The organism is Luteibacter sp. KNZ12-1A (assembly GCF_056755675.1).
Genome location: NZ_JBPGXU010000014.1, coordinates 1 through 21,445, shown reverse-complemented (window position 1 = coordinate 21,445; position 21,445 = coordinate 1). Strand labels below are relative to the sequence as shown.

18 protein-coding genes and 1 pseudogene are annotated in these 21,445 nt (G+C 66.4%); 10 read left to right on the top strand and 9 right to left on the bottom strand.

What is annotated here, in order from left to right:
- Positions 1–105 precede the first annotated feature (105 nt).
- The 6 genes from ACR9ZJ_RS05245 to ACR9ZJ_RS05220 all read left to right on the top strand — a co-directional run bounded on the left by ACR9ZJ_RS05245 (position 106) and on the right by ACR9ZJ_RS05220 (position 7,047).
- Positions 106–1,182, top strand: a complete 1,077-nt coding sequence (locus ACR9ZJ_RS05245; RefSeq protein ID WP_481287085.1) for a hypothetical protein — start codon at positions 106–108, stop codon at positions 1,180–1,182.
- 154 nt (positions 1,183–1,336) lie between these two features.
- Positions 1,337–2,461 carry a hypothetical protein gene (locus tag ACR9ZJ_RS05240; RefSeq protein WP_481287084.1) on the top strand — a complete coding sequence of 375 codons (1,125 nt, stop codon included), beginning with the start codon at positions 1,337–1,339 and terminating at the stop codon, positions 2,459–2,461.
- Positions 2,462–2,629: 168 nt separating this feature from the next.
- Positions 2,630–3,694: a hypothetical protein gene (locus tag ACR9ZJ_RS05235; protein ID WP_481287083.1), complete on the top strand. Its 1,065-nt coding sequence runs from the start codon at positions 2,630–2,632 to the stop codon at positions 3,692–3,694.
- 155 nt (positions 3,695–3,849) lie between these two features.
- On the top strand, positions 3,850–5,508 hold the full coding sequence (gene ettA / locus ACR9ZJ_RS05230; protein ID WP_306849679.1) for an energy-dependent translational throttle protein EttA: 1,659 nt from the start codon (positions 3,850–3,852) through the stop codon (positions 5,506–5,508).
- Between the two features lie 220 nt (positions 5,509–5,728).
- A complete protein-coding gene (gene pyrF, locus ACR9ZJ_RS05225) occupies positions 5,729–6,541 on the top strand; it encodes an orotidine-5'-phosphate decarboxylase (protein ID WP_481287082.1) in 813 nt (270 codons plus the stop codon).
- A 122-nt stretch (positions 6,542–6,663) separates the two neighbouring features.
- Positions 6,664–7,047: a hypothetical protein gene (locus ACR9ZJ_RS05220; protein ID WP_029213475.1), complete on the top strand. Its 384-nt coding sequence runs from the start codon at positions 6,664–6,666 to the stop codon at positions 7,045–7,047.
- Positions 7,048–7,059: 12 nt separating this feature from the next.
- Here ACR9ZJ_RS05220 and def read toward each other — a convergent pair whose 3' ends face one another.
- Positions 7,060–7,596: a peptide deformylase gene (gene def, locus ACR9ZJ_RS05215; protein ID WP_481279480.1), complete on the bottom strand. Its 537-nt coding sequence runs from the start codon at positions 7,594–7,596 to the stop codon at positions 7,060–7,062.
- A gap of 195 nt (positions 7,597–7,791) precedes the next feature.
- Between def and ACR9ZJ_RS05210 the strand changes: the two genes are divergently transcribed.
- Both ACR9ZJ_RS05210 and ACR9ZJ_RS05205 read left to right on the top strand, forming a co-directional pair.
- Complete coding sequence (locus tag ACR9ZJ_RS05210; protein ID WP_481279479.1) at positions 7,792–9,867, top strand: carbon starvation CstA family protein; 2,076 nt, start codon at positions 7,792–7,794, stop codon at positions 9,865–9,867.
- Positions 9,868–9,877: 10 nt separating this feature from the next.
- Positions 9,878–10,084 carry a YbdD/YjiX family protein gene (locus tag ACR9ZJ_RS05205; protein ID WP_481279478.1) on the top strand — a complete coding sequence of 69 codons (207 nt, stop codon included), beginning with the start codon at positions 9,878–9,880 and terminating at the stop codon, positions 10,082–10,084.
- An 8-nt stretch (positions 10,085–10,092) separates the two neighbouring features.
- On the opposite strand, the gene ACR9ZJ_RS05200 is transcribed toward ACR9ZJ_RS05205, so the two are convergent.
- Positions 10,093–10,800 (bottom strand): FadR/GntR family transcriptional regulator, encoded by a 708-nt coding sequence (locus ACR9ZJ_RS05200; RefSeq protein WP_481279477.1) that lies wholly within the window; start codon positions 10,798–10,800, stop codon positions 10,093–10,095.
- Positions 10,801–10,934: 134 nt separating this feature from the next.
- Between ACR9ZJ_RS05200 and ACR9ZJ_RS05195 the strand changes: the two genes are divergently transcribed.
- A complete protein-coding gene (locus ACR9ZJ_RS05195) occupies positions 10,935–12,074 on the top strand; it encodes an aldose epimerase family protein (protein WP_481279476.1) in 1,140 nt (379 codons plus the stop codon).
- 13 nt (positions 12,075–12,087) lie between these two features.
- On the opposite strand, the gene ACR9ZJ_RS05190 is transcribed toward ACR9ZJ_RS05195, so the two are convergent.
- From ACR9ZJ_RS05190 to ACR9ZJ_RS05165, 6 genes are all read right to left on the bottom strand, one after another.
- Positions 12,088–12,990, bottom strand: a complete 903-nt coding sequence (locus ACR9ZJ_RS05190; protein WP_481279475.1) for a DMT family transporter — start codon at positions 12,988–12,990, stop codon at positions 12,088–12,090.
- Positions 12,987–13,841 carry a glycosyltransferase family 2 protein gene (locus tag ACR9ZJ_RS05185; RefSeq protein ID WP_481287081.1) on the bottom strand — a complete coding sequence of 285 codons (855 nt, stop codon included), beginning with the start codon at positions 13,839–13,841 and terminating at the stop codon, positions 12,987–12,989. The genes ACR9ZJ_RS05190 and ACR9ZJ_RS05185 overlap by 4 nt, the downstream gene beginning before the upstream one ends.
- Positions 13,842–13,857: 16 nt before the next feature.
- Positions 13,858–17,721: a phosphoribosylformylglycinamidine synthase gene (gene purL, locus ACR9ZJ_RS05180; RefSeq protein WP_481287080.1), complete on the bottom strand. Its 3,864-nt coding sequence runs from the start codon at positions 17,719–17,721 to the stop codon at positions 13,858–13,860.
- Between the two features lie 89 nt (positions 17,722–17,810).
- Positions 17,811–18,566 carry a DsbC family protein gene (locus tag ACR9ZJ_RS05175; protein WP_481279472.1) on the bottom strand — a complete coding sequence of 252 codons (756 nt, stop codon included), beginning with the start codon at positions 18,564–18,566 and terminating at the stop codon, positions 17,811–17,813.
- Between the two features lie 87 nt (positions 18,567–18,653).
- Complete coding sequence (xerD, locus tag ACR9ZJ_RS05170) at positions 18,654–19,580, bottom strand: site-specific tyrosine recombinase XerD (RefSeq protein ID WP_481287079.1); 927 nt, start codon at positions 19,578–19,580, stop codon at positions 18,654–18,656.
- 52 nt (positions 19,581–19,632) lie between these two features.
- Positions 19,633–19,950, bottom strand: a complete 318-nt coding sequence (locus ACR9ZJ_RS05165) for a hypothetical protein (RefSeq protein ID WP_481279470.1) — start codon at positions 19,948–19,950, stop codon at positions 19,633–19,635.
- 144 nt (positions 19,951–20,094) lie between these two features.
- Here ACR9ZJ_RS05165 and ACR9ZJ_RS05160 point away from each other — a divergent pair, with 144 nt between their 5' ends.
- Entirely contained in the window at positions 20,095–20,583 is a 489-nt protein-coding gene (locus ACR9ZJ_RS05160) for an RDD family protein (RefSeq protein WP_481279469.1), read from the top strand.
- Here ACR9ZJ_RS05160 and ACR9ZJ_RS05155 read toward each other — a convergent pair.
- Positions 20,576–21,445, bottom strand: a pseudogene (locus ACR9ZJ_RS05155) (hypothetical protein); the annotation flags it as partial. The gene ACR9ZJ_RS05160 and the pseudogene ACR9ZJ_RS05155 sit on opposite strands and share 8 nt — an antisense overlap.

Genomic DNA, 21,445 nt, shown 5'->3' with positions numbered 1-21,445 from the left:
CGTAGGCGGTACCCGCGCCCGCTTTCTTCTGCGTAGCGGATCACAGCCGGCGAACGTAGGCTACCCCCGGGCTCGCACGCCCATCCCCAAACTGAAAGGAATCCCATGAGAACCATGGATAGCGGCCGGCTGCGCCGGCTTTGCCTTGGGCTGGCTCTTGCCAGCCTTTCCCCGCTGGCGGTCTCCGCGGCGACTCGTGACCCGGCGCCCGACGTGCCGGGCCGCTTCGACACGGCGGTGGCCGCAGGCCTCCCTGCCGTCGTCTCGACCGGCGCGCGCGACCCGGCACAGACCATGGCCACGACACCCGCGAACGACGAACTCGTTGTGCGCCGCCGGGTCGAGAGCCGCTCCACCTACTCCGACGCCCGCCCCGTGGAACTCTATGATGTTCAATTCCGTGGTCGCGACGCCGTGGCGCTGCGCCACGGAACAAACCTGCACATCACGTCGATCGATGACCGGATGCTGCGCTCCACCGCGTTCAGGACCGGTGCGGAACATCCGACCGAGGATGTCTTGCCAGTGAATGACGGGTCGCCACAGGGACCGATCGACGAGGAACCCACGCATGAGAGCGGAGAGTATCTCGCGGACGACCCCACGGATGAAAAGGAATCCCAGGACCTGCACGTATTCGCTTTCGTGCACGACGACGTGCGCCTCAACGACGACGACATTTTTGCGCGATTCTTCGGTTGGTGGATCAAGCGCATGGAGTTCGACGTGCTGGAGGATCGGCGCGTCCACGTTCATCTTCGCCGGAACATTCCGGGGGTGACCCAGCCCTCGTACGGTCACAAGGGCGCGCTGTCCCAGTGGATAGATGTGGCACGTGAATACCTCCATCCCGAACTCGCACCACCCTCGACCATCATGCGCAGCCGCGAGATCCTCCTGGTGAATGGAAAATCGGTCGAGCCCGGCGCCGCCGGCATCGCGAATGGGCAGCCGGGCTCGTACGCCATGGCTAGCACCACAGGCAGCATCGCCGTGCCCGCCCACGAAATCGGCCACATGCTGAATGCCTCGCATGGAAACGCGGAGCGGCGATTCACCGGCCCCTTCTCCACCTGCGACACCATCATGTACCCGGTAGATCCCACCGTGCTGTGCAAGGCCTACAGCCTGCCTAACGTCGACCGTATACGCCGCCTGATGGACTACCGCCCTCCCCGCTGAGCGGCGTAAAGGCGCACCGAAGATTCCACGTTCGGCACCTACGAGTTCGCGTGGGCGGGGACTGCAAGCGACAACCGGTGCATCGCGAATACTGGGCGGCCTCGCGCGCATCCATCACGACCGCGACATCTCCACCCGGACCCAAGGACGAACCATGCCCAACCACGACCGCAAGACACACTCCCGCGTGATCCTGAGTACCTCGATGGCGCTTGCCTGCTGCGCGGCGTTCAGCGCGCAAGCCGCGCGTCACGAACCGATATCGCCGGCGGAAAGCACCAATGCAACCGCCGTCGCGAGGTTCGACGCGGCGATCGCACAAGGTCTACCCGCGCGGTTGCGGTTGACCGGGTCGAAGTCAGGTCAGGCCCGCGGCGACGACGACCTGCGCATCGAAGGCAGGCTCGAAGGCGATGTCGTCTTCGCCGACGGGACGCATGGCGTCACATATGACGGCATGTGGCGTGGCGCCAGGGCCGTCGTGACCCGATCGCGCGGCCATCTCGACATCACATCGCTCACCCGCTCGGGCATCGACGTCACGGGCTATACCGAGGGGAGCGACGAGGTCGAGCATGAAACCCTGGCGGGCGATCCGCGTGGCCGGTCCGCGCGAGCGGCCGTGGAAGCCTCTCCGTCCGCACCCACCAACATCCCCGACACCCCCGCCGCTCCCGACACCGCGGAAGAATTGAAGCCCAATCGCCTCACCTTCCACCTGATCCTTCACGACGACACCCGCGGCACGTACTCGCATCACATCCATGCAGGTTACGTCGCCTGGTGGCTCGCCGATTTCCAGCGCAGGATCGCGCCCGGAAGAGTGGTCGACGTTCTCTACAGCCGGGACATCGCCGGCGTCACGGACGTCCGCTACGGCTACCTCGGTACGCTCCACGACTGGTCCGACGCCATGGAACGCTACGCCAGCGAACGAGGCATCCCGCGCACCTACCGCCACAAGTTCCTGCTCGTCACCAAAGGCATGGTCGAACCCGATCGCTACGGGCGCTCGTGGCAGAAAGGGTTCGATGGCATGGCGTCGCTCGACGGGAGGTACCCGGAAGTCGCCCACCAGCTCGGACACCTGCTGGGAGCGAAGCACGAACGCGCCGAGGTGCGCTACCAGGGTTGGTGGTGCGAGACGAACATGTATGCGCCCAGTCTTGTCCTGCGCTCGAATTGCTACGTGTACTCGCGCGCGAACATGAGCCTGATCGACGACTACGTCAGGACGGGCGAAGGGTTCATCAAGCACAGCCGATGGTCGGAGGATTGATGCTCGCGTTCATCCATTGAAGGGATCGGCGCACGGACTACCCGGCTAGCCGGATAAACCTGTCCCGATACACCGTCCCGGATACACGCCAGCGCCTCATCGCGCTGGTTTGGGACGCATCATCGGACGGACAAAATGAGGATCACCAATCAAGCCAGGGAAAGCCACATGAAACATCCGATGACCATGCTGCGTACTACCGTCGCGGTTCTCGGCGCGAGTTGCGCCATGTCGCCGTCGATCGCCACGGACGGGCCGGACGACGAGATCTCCGTCGTCGCGCGGTTCGACCGGGCCCTTGCCGCGGGGTTGCCGCAGACGATCCTCCTTCCCCGGGACAACGAACACGATATCGAGGAAAGCGAGGCCGGGTCACTGACGTTGCTTTCGCGGATGGCCGTGGACATCCGGATGCCCAACGGCGACACCATCGACATGTTCGACGCGCGCATCGACGGTGCCCGGGCGGTCGTCTCCCGCCGCGCCGACCACGTGGACGTGACGATGCTGCGTGACGACAATCTCGACACACGGGGCTTCACCCTTGGAACGGACGAGACCGAGCATGTGATCCGCGCGGGAGCGGACCCCATCGAATACTCCGGCCAACCGGACCCCATCGCCCAAGGGTCGAGCGGCACGGGTACGGTACATGTCGTGTTTCCGGAGCGGGCGGCGAAAGACGCTCCGCTCACGATCAATATCTTCGTGCACGACGATACCGGCATCGTCGACGGGCACGACCTGTACCGCGACTACCTGTCCTGGTGGCTCGCGGAACTCAGGGAGAAGATCGTGCCCGACCAGGCTATCAAGGTCGACGTCGTCGGCCGGATACCGGGGGTGACCGACATGAAATATGGGGGCAACGCCTCCATCACGCGCTGGACGAGCGTAGTGGCCGAACTGGTGGAGAAACAGGGCTACCGGCGTACCCACAAGGACAAGTACCTGCTGTTCACCAAGAACGAGATATCGCCCGGCCTTTCGGGCGTCGCGCTCCGGAACAAGAGTGAGGCCATCGCATCGAAGGCCGGGGGCTACACCATCATCGCGCACGAACTTGGCCACACGCTCGGGGCGCTGCACGAAGACGCGGAAATTCGTTATGGCGGCTGGTGGTGCGAGACGAACATGTATGGAAACCACTCACCGTTCCGCTCGCACTGCTACGTGTACTCGGACAAGAACCGGGCACGAATCCGCGACTACATCGCCCACGGCGCGTTGTAACGGGGCCAGGGGGAGGGGAAACCCCTCCCCCACCCGTTTTCGCGACCCGGACGAAGGCCGGGCGGAACGGGGCATGGGCCGGCCGGACGCGGTACAATTGGGGTTTGCCCACCCGGCATCCAGCCGGGGGCGCGGCTGTGCCTTACGGAGCGTCCATGCAATACATCTACACCATGAACGGGGTGAGCAAGATCGTCCCCCCGAAGCGCCAGATCATCAAGGACATCTCGCTGTCGTTCTTCCCGGGCGCCAAGATCGGCCTGCTGGGCATCAACGGCGCGGGCAAGTCCACGGTCCTGCGGATCATGGCCGGCGTCGACACCGATTTCCAGGGTGAGGCACGCGCCAATCCGGGCACCAAGATCGGCTACCTCGCCCAGGAACCGGATCTCGATCCGAACAAGACCGTTCGCGAAGCGGTCGAGGAAGGCGTCTCGGAAGTCCTCGACGCCCAGAAGCGCCTCGAGGAGGTCTACGCGGCCTACGCCGAGGAAGGCGCCGATTTCGACAAGCTGGCCAAGGAGCAGGAGGCCCTGGAGGGCATCCTGGCCGCCAACGACGCCCATGCCCTCGAGCGCCAGCTCGAAGTCGCGGCCGATGCGCTGCGACTGCCGCCGTGGGACGCGAAGATCGGTCCCCTGTCCGGCGGCGAAAAGCGCCGCGTGGCGCTGTGCCGCCTGCTGCTGTCCAAGCCGGACATGCTCCTGCTCGACGAGCCGACCAACCATCTGGATGCGGAATCGGTCGACTGGCTGGAAACCTTCCTGCACGACTACCCGGGCACCGTGGTGGCCGTCACCCATGACCGCTACTTCCTCGACAACGCCGCGGAATGGATCCTCGAACTCGATCGCGGTCGCGGCATTCCCTGGAAGGGCAACTACACCGAGTGGCTGGAGCAGAAAGACCAGCGTCTCGCGCAGGAAGCCAACCAGGAAAAATCGCGCCAGAAGGCGATCAAGAAGGAACTGGAGTGGGTGCGCTCGGCGGCGAAGGGTCGCCAATCGAAGGGCAAGGCCCGTCTCAACCGCTTCGAGGAACTGAACTCGGTCGAGTACCAGCGCCGCAACGAGACCAACGAGATCTTCATTCCGCCTGGCGAGCGCCTGGGCCAGGAAGTGATCGAGTTCAAGAACGTCACGAAGTCGTTCGGCGACCGCGTACTGATCGAGGACCTCTCGTTCAAGATCCCACCGGGCGCCATCGTCGGCGTGATCGGCCCGAACGGCGCCGGCAAGTCGACCATGATGAAGATGATCATGGGCAAGGAAACGCCGGACAGCGGCGAGGTGAAGCTGGGCCACACGGTCAAGCTCGCCTACGTCGACCAGTCGCGCGATGCTCTCGATCCGAAGAACAACGTGTGGCAGGAGGTTTCTGGCGGCTCGGACATCCTCACCATCGGCAACTTCGAGATCCAGTCGCGCGCCTATATCGGCCGCTTCAACTTCAAGGGCACCGACCAGCAGAAGATCGTCGGCCAGTTGTCTGGCGGTGAGCGTGGCCGCCTGCACATGGCCAAGACCCTGCTCCAGGGTGGCAACGTGCTGCTGCTGGACGAACCCTCCAACGATCTCGACGTCGAGACGCTGCGCGCGCTGGAAGACGCCCTGCTCGAATTCCCGGGCTGCGCGGTGGTCATCTCGCATGACCGTTGGTTCCTCGACCGCATCGCCACGCACATCATCTCGTTCGAAGGCGATTCGCACGTCGAGTTCTTCCCGGGCAATTACAACGAGTACGAAGCCGACAAGAAGCGCCGCATGGGCGACGATGCCGGTCCCAAGCGCGTGAAGTACAAGAAGCTGGTCTGATACGAGGCCGATCGCGGCCAAGGCCGCTTCCCACCCGGGAGCGGCTTCCCACCCGGGAGCGACTTCTCACTTGGAACCTGGGAGCGGCTTCTTACCGGAAGCTGCTTCTCACCCGGGGCTGAGTTCCACCCGAAGGTAGGCAAAGCCGCCACCTACGGGTGGGAAGCGGCCTCGGCCGCGATCCAGTTCGACCCGGTCCAACCCAAAAGCGGTGCCGCCCATGAACTTCTCCAACGCCCTGAAGGACGCCTGGCGTCGCAACGATTCCCTGGTCTGTGTCGGCCTCGACCCCGAGCCGGGCCGCCTGCCCGCCGGGCTCTCGGGTAACGAAGGCATCTTCACCTTCTGCCGCGACATCGTCGACGCCACCGCCGGCCTGGTCTGCGCCTATAAGCCGCAGATCGCCCACTTCGCCGCGCAACGCGCGGAAGGCGTCCTGGAACGGCTGATCGCCTACATCCACGACACGTATCCGGGCATCCCGGTGATCCTCGACGCCAAGCGTGGCGATATCGGTTCGACGGCGAAGCACTACGCGGCGGAGGCCTTCGACCGCTACGATGCCGACGCGGTCACACTGAACCCTTATCTCGGCCACGACTCCATCGCCCCGTTCCTGGAACGCGCCGACAAGGGCGTGATCCTGCTTTGCCGCACATCCAATCCGGGCGGCAAGGATTTCCAGGCACTCGACTGTGGCGGCGAGCCGCTCTACATCCGCGTGGCCGAGACCATCGCCCGCGACTGGAACGGAAACGGCAACTGCGCGCTGGTCACCGGGGCAACCTGGCCGGAAGAGCTTGGCCGGGTCCGCCGGGTGGTGGGCGACATGCCCCTGCTGGTGCCGGGCATCGGGGCACAGGGGGGCGACATCGAAGCGGTGATGACCAACGGCAGGACAGCCGATGGAACGGGCCTGATGATTTCCTCCTCGCGCGCCATCCTCTACGCTAGTGCCGGTCCCGACTTTGCCGACCTAGCACATCGAGCGGCCGATGAAATGAGAAAATCGGTCAACTTGTTCCGTATTTAAGTAGCAAAACCAAAAGCAGTCGCAAATTGTACGATTTAGCAACTGCAAAAGGCTTACGCTGCCGCTCCGCGCTATCGAACAATACCGGGCTAGAAGCGCCACAGCGTTCCACCGGAGTTGTCATGCCACCTATCAACCGAGGTTTTTCCCAACGCCTGCATGTCGCGCTGGACATGGCCGGCGTGAAGAAAGGCCGCGGCCGCATCACCCAGCTTGCCGACCTTTTCGACGTCAGCCGGGAAACGGCTCGCAAATGGCTCAGCGACCTGGGCTTGCCCGAACTGGAGCGCCAGATCGACATGGCGACGCGGTTCGGCGTCAATTTCGAATGGCTGGCCACCGGCCGCGGTTCGCCAAACGGCGCCACCGGCGTGCGCGAAAGTCCCGCCCTTTACCGCGCGGATTCTCGCGAGCAACTGCGACTGGTGGGGCTCGTCAGCCGCCTGCCGAAGGAGCGCCGCAAGGCCCTGCTGGTCATCATCGAAGCACTGGCGGACGCCGAGTAACTCCGGAAATTCTCAGTCGTCCCCGATGTCCATGCCGGGAAACAGCACATCGGTGAAGCCGAACTTCGTAAAATCCGTGATGCGCGAGGGATACAGGCGACCGATAAGGTGATCGCATTCATGCTGCACCACGCGGGCGTGGAACCCCTCGGCGGTACGGTCGATGGGCGAGCCCTTCGGGTCGATGCCCTGGTAGCGGATCAACGAGTAGCGGTTCACGGCACCACGCAGTCCCGGCACGGACAGGCAACCCTCCCAGGCCTCCTCCATATCCTGGGAGAGAGGCGTGATCACCGGATTGAGCAGGATGGTCTGCGGCACCGGTGGCGCATCGGGGTAGCGCTCGCTGCTGTCGAACCCGAAGATCACCAGTTGCAGGTCGACCCCGACCTGGGGCGCGGCCAGGCCTACGCCACCCGCGTCGTACATGGTGTCGAACATGTCCTGGATGAGGGCCTCGAGTTCGGCCGAGCCGATCATCCCGGAAGGAACGGGCGGCGCGATACGCAACAGGCGCTCGTCACCCATCTTGAGGATCTCGCGAATCATGGGTTTTTCCCTGGGGAGTGGGGATACCCGCAGCATGGCGCCGGAACGCGCCCGGCTCAAGCCTTTTGGTCCGGCGCGGCACGCACCGGGCCTCCTTGACCATTCGACCAATGGCTAATACGCCAAATGCCTTGCGGAGATTGACCCCCAAGGCATGCAGGACGACCCTTGTCGCATCCGCAAGGGGAGCACGACATGCAAAGCGCCATTCCCAAACCCAGTCCCGCGGGCAAGATCCTGTGGACCGCCATCGCCATCGTCGGCGCCTGGTGCCTCGGTGTCGTCGCCCTGCGGCGCGGCGAGCCCATCAACGCCATATGGCTGGTCACCGCGTCGGTGGCCGTCTTTCTCATCGGCTACCGGTTCTATAGCCGGCTGATCGCCACCCGGCTGCTCCAGCTCGACCCCACGCGCGCCACGCCCGCCGTCCTGCGTAATGACGGCCTCGACTACGTGCCGACCGACAAGTGGGTGGTATTCGGGCACCATTTCGCCGCCATCGCCGGCGCGGGTCCCCTGGTCGGCCCCGTGCTCGCCGCGCAGATGGGCTACCTGCCCGGCACGCTGTGGATCCTGGTCGGCGTCGTCTTCGCCGGCGCCGTGCAGGATTTCATGATCCTCGGCCTCTCGCTGCGACGCGACGGCCGCTCGCTGGGCCACATGCTGCGCGAAGAACTGGGCGAAGTCCCGGGCGTCATCGCCATGGTCGGCGTACTCGTGCTGATGATGATCGTGCTGGCCGTGCTGGCGCTGGTCGTGGTCAAGGCGCTGACGCACAGCCCCTGGGGTACCTTCACCGTCGCCGCGACGATCCCCATCGCGCTTCTGATGGGCCTGTACCTGCGCTACATCAGGCCGGGCCGCATCCTGGAGGTTTCCATCATCGGCCTGGTCCTGCTGCTGGCGTCGATCTGGTACGGCAAGACCGTCGCCGACACGCCGGCCCTGTCCGCCCTGTTCGATTTCGACGCGAAAGGCTTGGCGTGGCTGTTGATCGGCTACGGCTTCTTCGCCTCGGTACTGCCGGTATGGCTGCTGCTCGCGCCACGCGACTACCTGTCCACCTTCCTCAAGATCGGCACGATCGTGCTGCTCGCCCTGGCCATCTTCCTCGCGGCGCCGACACTGCAGATGCCGGCCGTCACGAAGTTCATCGACGGCACGGGCCCGGTCTTCTCGGGCAATCTCTTCCCGTTCCTGTTCATCACCATCGCCTGCGGCGCGGTGTCGGGCTGGCATTCCATCATCGCCTCCGGCACCACGCCGAAGCTGCTGGCCAACGAGGGCGAGGCACGCATCGTCGGCTATGGCGGCATGCTGATGGAGGCCTTCGTCGCCATCATGGCGCTCATCGCGGCGGCCTCGCTGCATCCGGGCGTGTACTTCGCCATGAACTCCCCCGGCGCCCTGGTCGGCACCACGGCCGAGCAGGCCGCGCAGACGATCAGCACCTGGGGTTTCCTGGTCACGCCGGCCGAATTGACCGAGACGGCGAAGAACATCGGTGAGAGCACCATCCTCGGGCGCGCGGGCGGCGCACCGACGCTCGCGGTGGGCATGGCGCAGCTGCTCCACGGAATCATGCCCGGCGAGGGCATGATGGCCCTGTGGTACCACTACGCCATCCTGTTCGAGGCCCTGTTCATCCTCACGACGGTCGATGCCGGCACACGCGTGGGTCGCTTCATGATCCAGGAACTGGCCGGCATGGCCTGGGCACCGCTCAAGCGGACCGAATCCTGGCTCGGCAACGTCGTCGCCACGGTGATCTGCGTCGGCCTCTGGGGATACTTCCTGTACCAGGGCGCGGTCGATCCGCTGGGCGGCATCAACACGCTATGGCCCTTGTTCGGCATCGCCAACCAGATGCTCGCGGCGATCGCACTGATGCTCGCCACCGTGGTCACCGTGAAACTCAAGCGCGAGCGTTTCGTGCTGATACCCGCCGTGCCCGCCGCGTGGCTGGTGACCTGCACGTTGACCGCCGGTTGGCAGAAGATCTTCGACGCCAAGATCAGCTTCACCGCGGCGGCGCAGAAGTACGCCGATGCGATGGCCAGCGGCAAGCTGCTCGCGCCGGCCAAGTCGATGGACGAAATGCAGCGGATCGTCACCAACAACCGCGTGGACATGGCACTCACCGCCCTGTTCATGCTTCTGGTCCTGACCATGCTGTTCTTCTCGCTCCGCGCCATCGCCCGCGCCTGGCGCGCCAACCACCCGACCGCGCACGAGGAACCCTACGTCGCGCTGTCCAGCGTGGCTCCCTGAGGACGACGCCATGAACCCCGATGCACGAACGGCACCTCGCTCGCTGTGGAAGTGGGCGGTCCAGACCGCCCGCCTCTGCTGCGGCGTGCCCGACTACGACGTGTACGTGAAACACCTGCGCGAGCACCACCCGGAGCGCGCCGTGCCCAGCTACGGCGAGTTCTTCCGGGAGCGGCAGGAAGCGAGGTACCGCGGCACGGGCGGCCGCTGCTGCTGAGGTCCCCGCTACCCGCGGCGACGCTTGCGCATGTTCGCCCGCGAATCCGCGATCATCGAGTGCATGGCCGCCGCGGCTTCGTTCGGACGGCGGCGGCGGATGGCTTCGTACACCGCCCGGTGCTGCGGCAGCGAGTATTTGAAGTTCTTCGCGTTACGCGCGGACATCACGAAGAACGTGGCCAGGGCGGTTTCGATCACGGCGAACAGCGAGCTCAACAACTCGTTGTTCGTCGCCGCGAGCACCGCCTCGTGGAAGCGCAGGTCGGCCTCGGCCCAGGCATCCAGGTCTTCCGCCCCGTCCATGGCTTCGAGGGCCTCGGCGATCGTCTCCAGTTGCGCCGGGTCGCGCCGTCGCGCCGCCGCCATCGCCGCCGCTGGCTCGATGATCCCGCGCATTTCCACCAGTTTCTCGACGAAGTCATCGGTCGGCATGGCCGCGCAACGCCAGGCGAGGACGTCGGCATCGAGGTGGTTCCAATGACGCGGGTCGCGCACGCGCATGCCGGTCTTCTGGCGCGTCTCGATCAGCCCCTTGGACCCCAGCACCTTCAGTGCCTCCCGTAGCACCGTACGGCTGACCTCCATCTGCCCGGCCAGTTGCGACTCGCCGGGCAAGGCGTCCCCCGGTCGCAGCACGCCGCCCACGATCGAGCTGCCGATATCCTCGATCACCTGCGCGTGCAGGTTCCGCGCGCTTGCCGCCTTCAATGCCATGGGCCCTTCCCGATGTGCTACCCGGCGCACATCGTAGCCGCACCCACCGGCGAGGCGATGACGCGGCGCAGCTTGTCATTTGTCGGACAAATGTGGTTTGGTCGCCTGACTTTACCGAAGGGAGTGGACTTGCGATGAAGTTCGTAACGAGCCTGGCCACCGCGATCCTGCTGGCCACCACCACCGCCGCGACGGCCGGCGAAGCAACGAAGGCATCGTTCGGCAGCACGCCGGACGGCACGGACGTGACGCTGGTCACACTCACCAACGGCCACGGCATGACGGCGAAGATCCTCTCGCTGGGCGCCGCGCTCTACGCCCTGGAAGTGCCCGACCGCAACGGCAAGCCCGGCGACATCGTGCTCGGTTACCCGGACATCAAGGGAACCTTCGCCAAGCCGCAGTACTTCGGCGATACCGTGGGCCGCTATGCCAATCGCATCGCCAAGGGGCGCTTCACCCTGGATGGCAAGCAGTACACGGTGCCGGTCAACGATGGCCCGAACTCGCTGCATGGCGGCAAGCTCGGCTTCGACAAGGTCGTCTGGACCGTCGACAAGGTGGAGTCCGGCGCCCGACCCAGCGTCACCCTCACCTATGTCAGCCCCGACGGCGACCAGGGCTATCCCGGCAAGCTCACCACCACCGCGACGTACTCGATCGACGACAAGAACGAACTCACCATCGAGTACACGGCGACGACCGACGCGCCGACCATCGTCAACGTCACCAACCATGCCTACTGGAACCTCGCCGGTGAAGGTTCGGGGAGTGTGATGGACCAGAAGCTGATGATCGCCGCCGACGCCTACCTGCCGACCGACGCAACCGCCATTCCCACGGGCGAAATACGCAACGTGGCCGGCAGCGACTTCGATTTCCGCAAGGCCAAGCCGATCGGCCGCGACATCCGCGACGCGAAGGAACAACAGCTGGTGTTCGGCCGCGGGTACGACCACAACTGGGTGGTTTCGCGCAAAGAGGCCGCGCAACCGCGCGAAGTGGCGCGGGTCAGCGATCCGAAGAGTGGACGCGTGCTTTCCCTGTGGTCGGCGCAACCGGGCCTGCAGTTCTACTCGGGCAACTTCCTCGACGCGACCACCTCGGGCAAGTCCGGCGGCGTCTATCGCCAGGGCGATGCGTTCGCGCTGGAGCCCCAGCTCTACCCCGACACACCGAACCGCCCGGAGTTCGGCTCGGCGCGGCTGGAGCCGGGCCAGACCTACCGGAACCTGATGATCTACAAGTTCTCGGTGGACAAGGCCACGAAGTGACCCCGCAGCCTGCTCACACTTCGTGATGCAACGCTTCCGCCGGCTTCTTCCGGCGGAAGCGCGGCGCGAGCTCCACCATGTACATCGCCGCCAGCACGAGCCCACCACCGCCGAGCATGCGCACGGTGAGCGCGTCGACCCCCAACAGCACCGCGAAGCCGGCAGCGAACACCGGCTCGGTCGTCATCACGATCGCGGCCCTCGTCGCCGGCATGTGTGCCTGGGCCCAGGTCTGCACGAGCATCGCCAGCGCGCCGGCGACCAGGGCCATGTAGAGCACGGCGATCCACGCCTTGGCGTCCGGTGGCATGGCCGGTCCGCCATGCGGCAAGGTGATCGCCAGGCAGACGGTGGCGATACCGGCCATCTGGATCGCGGACATGCCGAACGCATCGCCCGGCTTCGACCAGTGGCCCAGCCCGACGATGTGCAAGGCGTACAGCGCCGCCGAGGCCAGCGTGAGCAATACGCCCGTATCCACCTCGAAGCCGTTCAACGCCAGCACTCCCAGGCCCACGGTCGCAAGCGCCACGGCGAGCCAGGTGCTCCATGGCATGCGCTGGCGGAACAGCAGCAAGGCGAGGATCGGCGTGATCACCACGTACATGCCGGTGACGAAGCCACTCACGCTGGGCGAGGTGCGTGCCAGTCCTTCGGTCTGCAACCATTGCGCGACGCCATAGAGCAGGCCGAGGCCGAAGCCACGCAGGCGCTGTTTGCGGTCGAGCCGTCTCAGTGGCACCGCGAAAAGCAGCAACATCGTCACCGCGGCGATGACGAATCGCACCGCGAGGAAATCGACCACGGACATCCGGCCGACCACGTCCTTGATCAGGACGAAGGTGGAACCCCAGATCGCCGTGACCGCAAGCAGGCCGAGGGTGGCGAGACCACCGCCACGCGCCGTCCCACTCATCGGCGCTTCCGCAGGAGCTGGCCGGGAATCTTCAGGAGGAAATGGGCACGAATGCCCAGCCATACGACGGCGCGCACCAGTGGGTTGCGCGCGGCGGGGTCGTGGCGGCGGAACCACAGGTACATGCTGCGATGCTTGTGCCGGCTGACGAAGACGGGCCGGTGCCGGCTGGAACCGCCCTTGCCGTGCAACACGCGAACGTCGCCGGCGAGCAGCACCTTGTAACCGGCATCGCGGGCGCGGCGACAGAGGTCCATGTCCTCGCAGTGCAGGAAGAAGGCCTCGTCGAATCCATGGAGACGCTCGAAGACCTCGCGCGGGATGAGGATGATCGCTCCCGAAACGATCTCGACCTCTTCGGCCCCGTCCGGGATCGGCCCCGCGATATCGATGCCCGTGTCGCCTCCGCGGCCCAGCTTCGTGGCGAGCGACCGGCGCAGCAGGGGATCGCGCCGCCGCGAGGCCGGATCGGGCCGGCCTTCGCTATCGCATACGACCGCGCCGACGATGCCCGTGTGGACGTCGACATGCGCCGCCATGCGGGCGATCGTATCCGGCTCGACGAGGCAATCCGGGTTGAGCACGAGCAGGTGGTCGCCACGTGCCTGCGCGACACCGCGATTCACGGCCGGCCCGAAACCGAGGTTGGTCCGGTTGTAGATCACCCGCACGCGATCGTCGCCGGCGTAGGCACGATCGAGTGATTCAGGCACGCCGTCGGTGGAGCCGTTGTCGACGACGATGACCTCGACCGGCACGTCGCTGGCGAGCGCGTGCTCGACGCACTCGCGCGTGAACGGGCCGCTATCGGCCAGGACGATGACGATGCTGGTGAGGCGGGGACTGTTCACCGGTCGATCCCCGTCCTCAGCCCACCCATACCCGGGCATTGCGGAACATCCGCATCCACGGTGAATCCTCGCCCCACTGCTCCGGATGCCAGCTGAGCTGGGCGCTGCGGAATACGCGCTCGGGGTGCGGCATCATGATGGTGATGCGGCCGTCGCCGGCGGTGAACGCGGCCAGGCCGCCCGGCGAGCCATTCGGATTGAGCGGATAGCTTTCGGTCGGCTTGCCGCGGTTGTCGACGAAGCGCGCGGCGGCATGGCTCTTGGACGGGCTGCACACATTGGGGAAGTGCACACGGCCTTCGCCGTGCGCCACCGCGACGGGAAGGCGCGACCCGGCCATGCCACGGAAGAAGATGCTGCCCGAGTCGAGGATCTCCAGCGTGGCGACGCGCGCCTCGTACTGCTCCGACTGGTTGCGCAGGAACTGCGGCCAGTGCTTCGCGTCGGGGATGATGTCCTTGAGGCCGGACATCATCTGGCAGCCGTTGCAGACGCCGAGGGCGAACCGGGAGCCGTCTTCGAAGAAGCGGGCGAACTGTTCGCGCAACGCATCGTTGTAGAGGATCGAGGTGGCCCAGCCACGGCCAGCGCCCAGCACATCGCCGTAGGAGAATCCGCCGCAGGCGGCGAGGCCGACGAAGTCCTTGAGATGGTGACGGCCATTGGCGAGGTCGGTCATATGGACGTCCACGGCGTCGAAACCGGCGCGACTGAACGCCGCCGCCATTTCCACCTGGCCATTGACGCCCTGCTCGCGCAGGATCGCCACGCGCGGGCGCACGCCGGTCACGATGTACGGCGCGGCGATGTCGTCGGCGGGATCGAACGTCAGCTTCGGCGTGATGCCCGGATCGGCATCGTCGAGCCGCCACTCGCTTTCCTGGTCCGCACTGTGCGGGTTGTCGCGCAGGCGCTGCATGGCGTGGCTGGTTTCGTTCCAGGCACGGAAGAGCTCGGTCCAGTTCCACTTGAACGCCGGCTCGCCGTTGAGGTGCAGCTTGATGCCGAGCTTGTCCTTGGGCCGGCCCACGTTGTGGGTCATGCCGGCGAGGTTGTGCTTGACCAGCAACTGTTCGAAGGCCTCGCGGTTGGCGACGGCGACCTGCACCACGGCACCGAGCTCCTCGTTGAACAGGGCGCGCAACGTGGCGTCGGCCCAGCCGTCGAGTCGCAGTTCGAGGCCGCAATGGCCGGCGAAGGCCATTTCGAGCAACGTCACGATGGCACCACCATCCGAGCGGTCGTGGTAAGCCAGCAGCAGGCCGGCCTGGTTGGCTTCCTGTATCAGCTCGAACATCGCGCGCAGACGCTTGGGATCGTCCAGGTCGGGCGGTACGCCGCCGCCGCGATTGAACACCTGGGTGAGGGCCGAACCACCGAGGCGGTCGCGGCCCGCGCCGAGGTCGATCAACCAGAGGTCGGTGTCGCCGCGATCGAGCTTCAGCTGCGGCGTGAGCGTGCGCCGCACGTCGTCGACGCGGGCGAAGCCGGTGATCACCAGCGAGACGGGCGAGACGGTTTTCTGTGCCTTGCCATTCTCATCCGTCCACACGGTCTGCATGGAGAGGGAATCCTTGCCCACCGGAATGGCGATGTCGAGCGACGGACACAATTCCATGCCGACGGCCTTCACGGCGTCGAACAAGGCGGCATCCTCGCCCGGATGGTTCACGGCGGCCATCCAGTTCGCGGACAGCCGCACCTCGTCGAGCTTGATCGAGGCGGCGGCGAGGTTGGTGATCGCCTCGCCCACGGCCATGCGCGCGGCATCGGCACTGGAGAGCAACGCCACGGGCGCGCGCTCGGCCATGGCCATGGCTTCGCCGGTATAGCCTTCGAAGTCGGTCATGGTCACCGCGACGTCGGCGACCGGCACCTGCCACGGGCCGACCATCGGGTCGCGTGCGTTCAGGCCACCCACGGTGCGGTCGCCGATGGTGATCAGGAAACTCTTGCTGCCCACGGCCGGCAGCCGCAGGACGCGCATCAGCGCCTCGTCCATGCCGATGCCGGTCAGGTCGGCGACGAGGTCGACGCGCGGCTTCACGCGTACCGCGTCGCGGTGCATGCGCGGCGGCTTGCCGAACAGGACATCCATGCGCAGGTCGATCACGTCGATGTCGCGGCGCGTGTCGCGCACGATGAGGCGCGGTTCTTCCGTCGCTTCGCCGACGACGGCGAACGGGCAGCGTTCGCGGGCGCAGAAGGCCTCGAACAGTTCGATGTCCTCGGCGCCGATGGCGAGCACGTAACGTTCCTGCGACTCGTTGCTCCACACCTGCATCGGCGACAGCGTGGGATCGTCGCAAGGCAGCTTCGACAGGTCGATGACACCGCCGACGCCGGCATCATTGAGGATTTCCGGGATGGCGTTGGACACGCCACCCGCGCCCACGTCATGGATGCTCACGATGGGGTTGCGCTCGCCGCGCGCCCAGCAGGCGTCGATCACCTGCTGGCAACGGCGCTCCATCTCGGCGTTGTCGCGCTGCACGGAAGCGAAATCGAGTTCGGCGCTGGAGGTTCCGGACGCCACCGACGATGCGGCGCCGCCACCGAGGCCGATGAGCATGGCCGGACCGCCGAGCACGATCACCTTGTCGCCCGGACGGACCTTGCGCTTCTGCACGTGGTCGGGACGGATCGCGGCGAGGCCGCCGGCGATCATGATCGGCTTGTCGTATCCGCGGCGCACGCCCTTCTCGCCGGTTTCCTGCTCGAAGGTACGGAAATAACCGCCGAGGGCGGGCCGGCCGAATTCGTTGTTGAACGCGGCGGCGCCGAGCGGGCCGTCACGCATGATCTCGAACGCCGAGGCCATGCGCGGCGGCAGCGGACGTTCCTTTTCCCATGGACGCGGCAGCCCTGGAATACGCAGGTGCGACACCGAGAAGCCGGTGAGGCCGGCCTTCGGCTTGCCGCCGCGGCCGGTCGCGCCCTCGTCGCGGATCTCGCCGCCGGCACCGGTGGCGGCGCCCGGCCACGGCGCGATGGCCGTGGGATGGTTATGCGTCTCGACCTTGATGGCGTACGGGGCGGCCTCGGCCACGGTACGGAACACGCCGTCCTCCGGGCTGACGAACAGGCGATGGCCCTCGTAGCCTTCGATCACGGCGGCGTTGTCGTGGTACGCGGACAACGTATGCGCCGGGGACTTCTGGTGCGTGTTCTTGATCATGCCGAACAGCGACGATTCCTGCGTCGCGCCGTCCAGCGTCCAGGTGGCGTTGAACACCTTGTGCCGGCAGTGCTCCGAATTCGCCTGGGCGAACATCATCAACTCGGCGTCGGTGGGCGCGCGGCCCATCTCGGCGTAGCGTTCCGCGAGGTAGTCGATCTCGTCGTCCGCGAGCGCCAGGCCCAGCTCCTTGTTGGCGGCGGACAGCGCGGCACGGGCGTCGCCGCCCAGTTCCACGCGACCGAGCGGGCCCGGCTCGCCGGCGAGGAACAGGCCCGAGGCCTGGCTCAGCCGGTCCAGCGGCGATTGCACCATCGGATCGCAGAACGCGGCCATCACGGCGGCATAGGCCGGCGTGCCGGCCTCGGGCATGCCGCTGACCCGCCAGGCGGTGCCGCGCTCCACGCGGCGCACGTCGAACCCCGCGCCGTGGAGGATGTCGGTGGCCTTGCTGGACCAGGGCGAAATCGTGCCCAGCCGCGGCACCACCCAGAAGGTGGCGTCGTCGGGCGTGGTGTTCTTCGCCTCCAGGACCGCGAGCAGGCGCGAGCGCGCCTCGCCTTCCGGCGGCACGTCGGCATCGACGAAGTACGTGAACCAGGCGGCCTGCACCCGCGTCCCGTGATGCAGGGCATCCAGGTGGGCGTTCAGTCGTTCGAGGCGAAAAGGCGAGAGGGCGCTCTGCCCGTCGAGTGCGATCATGCGGGGGGAATAGGCGCAGCAGGAAAACGCCTATTCTACATGATGTTGCGCGGCAACATTGGGGGTGCCCCGGGGCCGGGGCACCGGGGTCAGCCCCCGCGGCGCCCGGCGCTGCCCGGCGGGGCGCTGAGCGCCTGCAGCAACTGGGACGGGGTGACGTAGCCGCCGACCACGTCGCCGTTCTCGGTGACGATGGTGGGGGTGCCGTTCACACCCAGGCGCTCGCCGAGTTCGAACTCGTCCTTCACCGGATTGGCGCAGCTGGCCGCCTTCGGCGTGGCGCCCTTCATCGCCTCGTTGAAGGCGTTCTTGCGATCGGCGCTGCACCACACCGACACCGCCTTGGTATACGAGGGCGTGTCGTTGCCGGCGGTGGTCTTGACGCCTTCCCGCGGCCAGAACACGTACTCGACAGCGATGCCCTGCTTGTTGAATTCATCGATATGGGCGTGAAGCTGGCGGCAGAAACCGCAATCCACGTCAGTGAACACCGTGACCGTGTGCTTCGGGTTCGCCGGCGCGTACACCAGCCGCTGCGAAGCCGGCAGCTTGGCCAGTTCGGCCTTGCGCAGGGCCGCCCAGCTGGCCGCGCTGAGATCGGTCTTGGCCTTCAGGTCGACGAGGTTGCCGTTGATCATGTAGCGGCCGTCGGCGGTCACGTAGACCATGCGGCCAGAGGCGATCACCTGGTAGAAGCCTGGCATCGGCGCCGGGGCGATGCTGTCGACCTTGATACCCGGGCCGAGGGCTTCGACCGCGTCGCGGGCGGCCTTTTCGTCATCGGCCGCGCAAGCCGTCATGGCGAATGCGCCGGCCAGGAGCGCCGGCAGGATTTTCTTCAACATCGGTTACGACTCCATCGGTGACCGGGGGAAACGCGGGAACGCCTTGGAACACGTTCCGCGCATTCGGTTCCCCGATTGTGGCACGGCTCAGCCGCGCGGGTGGTGTTGGGCGTGAAGCCGCTTCAGACCTTCCTTCGCCACCAGGGTGTATATCTGCGTGGTGCTGAGCGCGCTGTGACCCAGCAGCATCTGCAAGGCACGCAGGTCGGCGCCGTGGTTCAGCAGATGCGTGGCGAACGAATGGCGCAGCACGTGCGGCGAGACCCGCTTCGCCGGTATGCCCACCTGCATGGCGTAACGCTTCACCAGCGTCCAGAACATCTGCCGGCTCATCGCGTCGCCCCGCCGGGAAAGGAACAACGCCGCCGGTTGCCCGTGGCCCTTCGCCAGCACCGGCCGGGCCTCGCGCAGATAGGTTTCCACGTGGGCCAGCGCCTCTTCGCCCACGGGGACGAGACGGTCCTTGCCACCCTTGCCGGTGACGCGAAGCACACCCTGGCGCGGGTTCAGGCCCGACAACGGCAAGTCCACCAGTTCCGATACGCGCAAGCCCGAGGAGTACATCAATTCGAGCATCGCGCGGTCACGCAAGCCAAGGGGCGTGGCGAGGTCGGGAGCGACGATCAGCGCCTCGATCTCACGCTCCGCGAGGGCCTTGGGCAGGCTGCGCGGCATCCGCGGACGTTGCATCAGCAGCGTCGGATCCTCGCGCTTGCCTTCGTCGCGTGCGAGCTGTGCGTAGAAACGGCGGAACGCCGACTGGCGCCGGGCCATGCTGCGCACGGAAACCGGTTGGCTGCCGTGGTACGCGGACAGGTCCTCGCGCCCCGCGCTCGCCAGTGAGCGACCCCGCGTACCGAGCCATCGCGCCAGTTGTCGAAGGTCGCGCCGATAGGCGTCCAACGTGCGATCGGCCAGACCGTCTTCCGCCCACACGCGTTCGATGAAGCGCTCGATCAGGCGCGCGTCATCGGCGGCGAGTTCGGCGGAAGCGGGGCTATCGACGAGGGACATGCGGGCACATCGGCAAGAGATACCCGCATGGTCTCACGGCCGGCTCGCCGGGCTAAAGCCTCTGGAGACTGGACTGGTATCCCGCGATCACATAGCCGAGCTGGTGCTCGACGGCTTCTTTCAGCAGCGCGCGATCGGCGTCCGTCAACTTCGACTTGCGTGCCGCCAGGGCGAGTTTCTGCATCGCCTCGACCAAGCCATCGGCCTGGCCCTGGAAGACGCCCGCATCGACAGTGACGATACCCGCCAGGTGCCGGTCGGCTCCATCGCGTAGCCACTGGAATTCGGTGGGACTGACCTGTCCATCGCCATCGAAGTGGCGAAGGTGGGCGTCGAGTTCGGAAAACGACGACTGAAGCTTGAGGCTCATGGCAATACTCCCTATCGCGGTAGAAGCGCTGGTGGACTCCCCTGTCCGATGTGAACGTTACGACTCCGCGGCGTTAAGCTCGCGTGAACCCTTCCGAATTTGCCCTTTGTTGCGACAATGGGCGCCTGACAGCCCGGGGACACCATGACCGATGCATCGATAGCGCCCGCATGGCGCCGTTTCACCGCCATCGTCTACGACGCGCTCGCCGTCGTGGCCATCGTGATGGTGGTTGGCCTCCTGGCCCAGTTCGCGACGGGTGGGCACCTCGTCGATGACACGGGCCACCTGCTGGCATGGTGGTACCAGCCCTTGCAGGGCCTCGTCGTCGGCGCCTACTTCCTCGCATCGTGGATGCGTGGCGGGCAGACGCTCGGCATGCGCCCGTGGCGGATTCGCGTGACGGACAACCAAGGCCAACCCGTGAACGGAAAGCGCGGTCTGGTGCGCCTCGTGGTGGCCGCCTTGCCATTGGCGCTGCTGACGATCTACCCGCTGGTCCCGCTGAAGGCGGCCCTTCTGGCGCCGCTCGCGGGCTGGGCCATCCTGCTGCTTCCCACCTTCTTCGATCGCCGTCGGCGCGCGATCCACGACATGGTCGCGGGCACGGAAATCCGGAACCTGCCTACTTGAACTGATCGGCGGCGGGGACCCACGAACCGGAGCTGGGTGACGGGGCGGGCACGTTGATCTTGATGGAAGGCTCGCACCCCGGCGGCAACGGTCCCCCCGTGATACGCGCGGTGGTGCAGAGCGCGGTGTTGTCCAATGCCACCGGAGCCGCGGCCACGGTGGCGCTATTGGCGGGGGGCAGGTTCTCGGCCAGCGGCTTCGCCGGCGCCATGGTCTGGTTCTTCACCAGTTCGTCGGGATTGGCCGGTTTCGGCGGCGGGTCGCCACCGCAGCCCAGGGTAAACAACGACAGTGCCTTCATCGTGCCGCCCGCGTTGCCAGGACCGGCGACGCAATTGATCCGGATGCCGCGCGGCAACGAGATCGTCGGGCGCACCGTCGCCGCCTCGACGCCCTGCCGAATCGCCGTGTCGACCGAGGATTCGCCCTTGGGCGTCCACGCCCCCTCGAAGCGCGTCGCCTTGTAATCGATGTGCACGCGGGCGCCGGACTGGGGCTCGAGCTTTCCACGTGGCTTGAGTTCCACGTACGCACCGACCTGGCCGGTCTTGTCACCTTGTCCGCCGACGACACCATCGTCGCGCTGGGACGTGCCGTTGGCGCCGGTGAGCCGCGTCCCCTCGTCCATGCCCTGCGCGGCACCGGGCTTGCCGCTGTCAGCGGTGGCACCCGGCGTGTTCGAGCCGGATTCGCCGGCCGTGGTCTGGCCGGGAACGAAAGCTTGTGCGGGCGCGTTGTCTCCCTTCGTGGCAGTCCGTTCGCTGGCCGCCTTTCCTTCTTCAGCCTGTGTCTTGGCGGTGGACTCGCCCGCTGCGCTATCGCCGGGCGCCTGCCCCGGAGGCGCCGACGCGGTGTCCACGCC

Excerpts from the sequence above, each read along its gene's own strand:
- purL (WP_481287080.1), bottom strand. The coding sequence starts at position 17,721 with ATGATCGCACTCGACGGGCAGAGCGCCCTCTCGCCTTTTCGCCTCGAA.
- ACR9ZJ_RS05175 (WP_481279472.1), bottom strand. The coding sequence starts at position 18,566 with ATGTTGAAGAAAATCCTGCCGGCGCTCCTGGCCGGCGCATTCGCCATG.
- ettA (WP_306849679.1), top strand. The coding sequence starts at position 3,850 with ATGCAATACATCTACACCATGAACGGGGTGAGCAAGATCGTCCCCCCG.
- pyrF (WP_481287082.1), top strand. The coding sequence starts at position 5,729 with ATGAACTTCTCCAACGCCCTGAAGGACGCCTGGCGTCGCAACGATTCC.
- ACR9ZJ_RS05240 (WP_481287084.1), top strand. The coding sequence starts at position 1,337 with ATGCCCAACCACGACCGCAAGACACACTCCCGCGTGATCCTGAGTACC.
- ACR9ZJ_RS05190 (WP_481279475.1), bottom strand. The coding sequence starts at position 12,990 with ATGAGTGGGACGGCGCGTGGCGGTGGTCTCGCCACCCTCGGCCTGCTT.
- ACR9ZJ_RS05200 (WP_481279477.1), bottom strand. The coding sequence starts at position 10,800 with ATGGCATTGAAGGCGGCAAGCGCGCGGAACCTGCACGCGCAGGTGATC.
- def (WP_481279480.1), bottom strand. The coding sequence starts at position 7,596 with ATGATTCGCGAGATCCTCAAGATGGGTGACGAGCGCCTGTTGCGTATC.
- ACR9ZJ_RS05210 (WP_481279479.1), top strand. The coding sequence starts at position 7,792 with ATGCAAAGCGCCATTCCCAAACCCAGTCCCGCGGGCAAGATCCTGTGG.
- ACR9ZJ_RS05205 (WP_481279478.1), top strand. The coding sequence starts at position 9,878 with ATGAACCCCGATGCACGAACGGCACCTCGCTCGCTGTGGAAGTGGGCG.
- xerD (WP_481287079.1), bottom strand. The coding sequence starts at position 19,580 with ATGTCCCTCGTCGATAGCCCCGCTTCCGCCGAACTCGCCGCCGATGAC.
- ACR9ZJ_RS05235 (WP_481287083.1), top strand. The coding sequence starts at position 2,630 with ATGAAACATCCGATGACCATGCTGCGTACTACCGTCGCGGTTCTCGGC.
- ACR9ZJ_RS05245 (WP_481287085.1), top strand. The coding sequence starts at position 106 with ATGAGAACCATGGATAGCGGCCGGCTGCGCCGGCTTTGCCTTGGGCTG.
- ACR9ZJ_RS05160 (WP_481279469.1), top strand. The coding sequence starts at position 20,095 with ATGACCGATGCATCGATAGCGCCCGCATGGCGCCGTTTCACCGCCATC.
- ACR9ZJ_RS05165 (WP_481279470.1), bottom strand. The coding sequence starts at position 19,950 with ATGAGCCTCAAGCTTCAGTCGTCGTTTTCCGAACTCGACGCCCACCTT.
- ACR9ZJ_RS05195 (WP_481279476.1), top strand. The coding sequence starts at position 10,935 with ATGAAGTTCGTAACGAGCCTGGCCACCGCGATCCTGCTGGCCACCACC.
- ACR9ZJ_RS05220 (WP_029213475.1), top strand. The coding sequence starts at position 6,664 with ATGCCACCTATCAACCGAGGTTTTTCCCAACGCCTGCATGTCGCGCTG.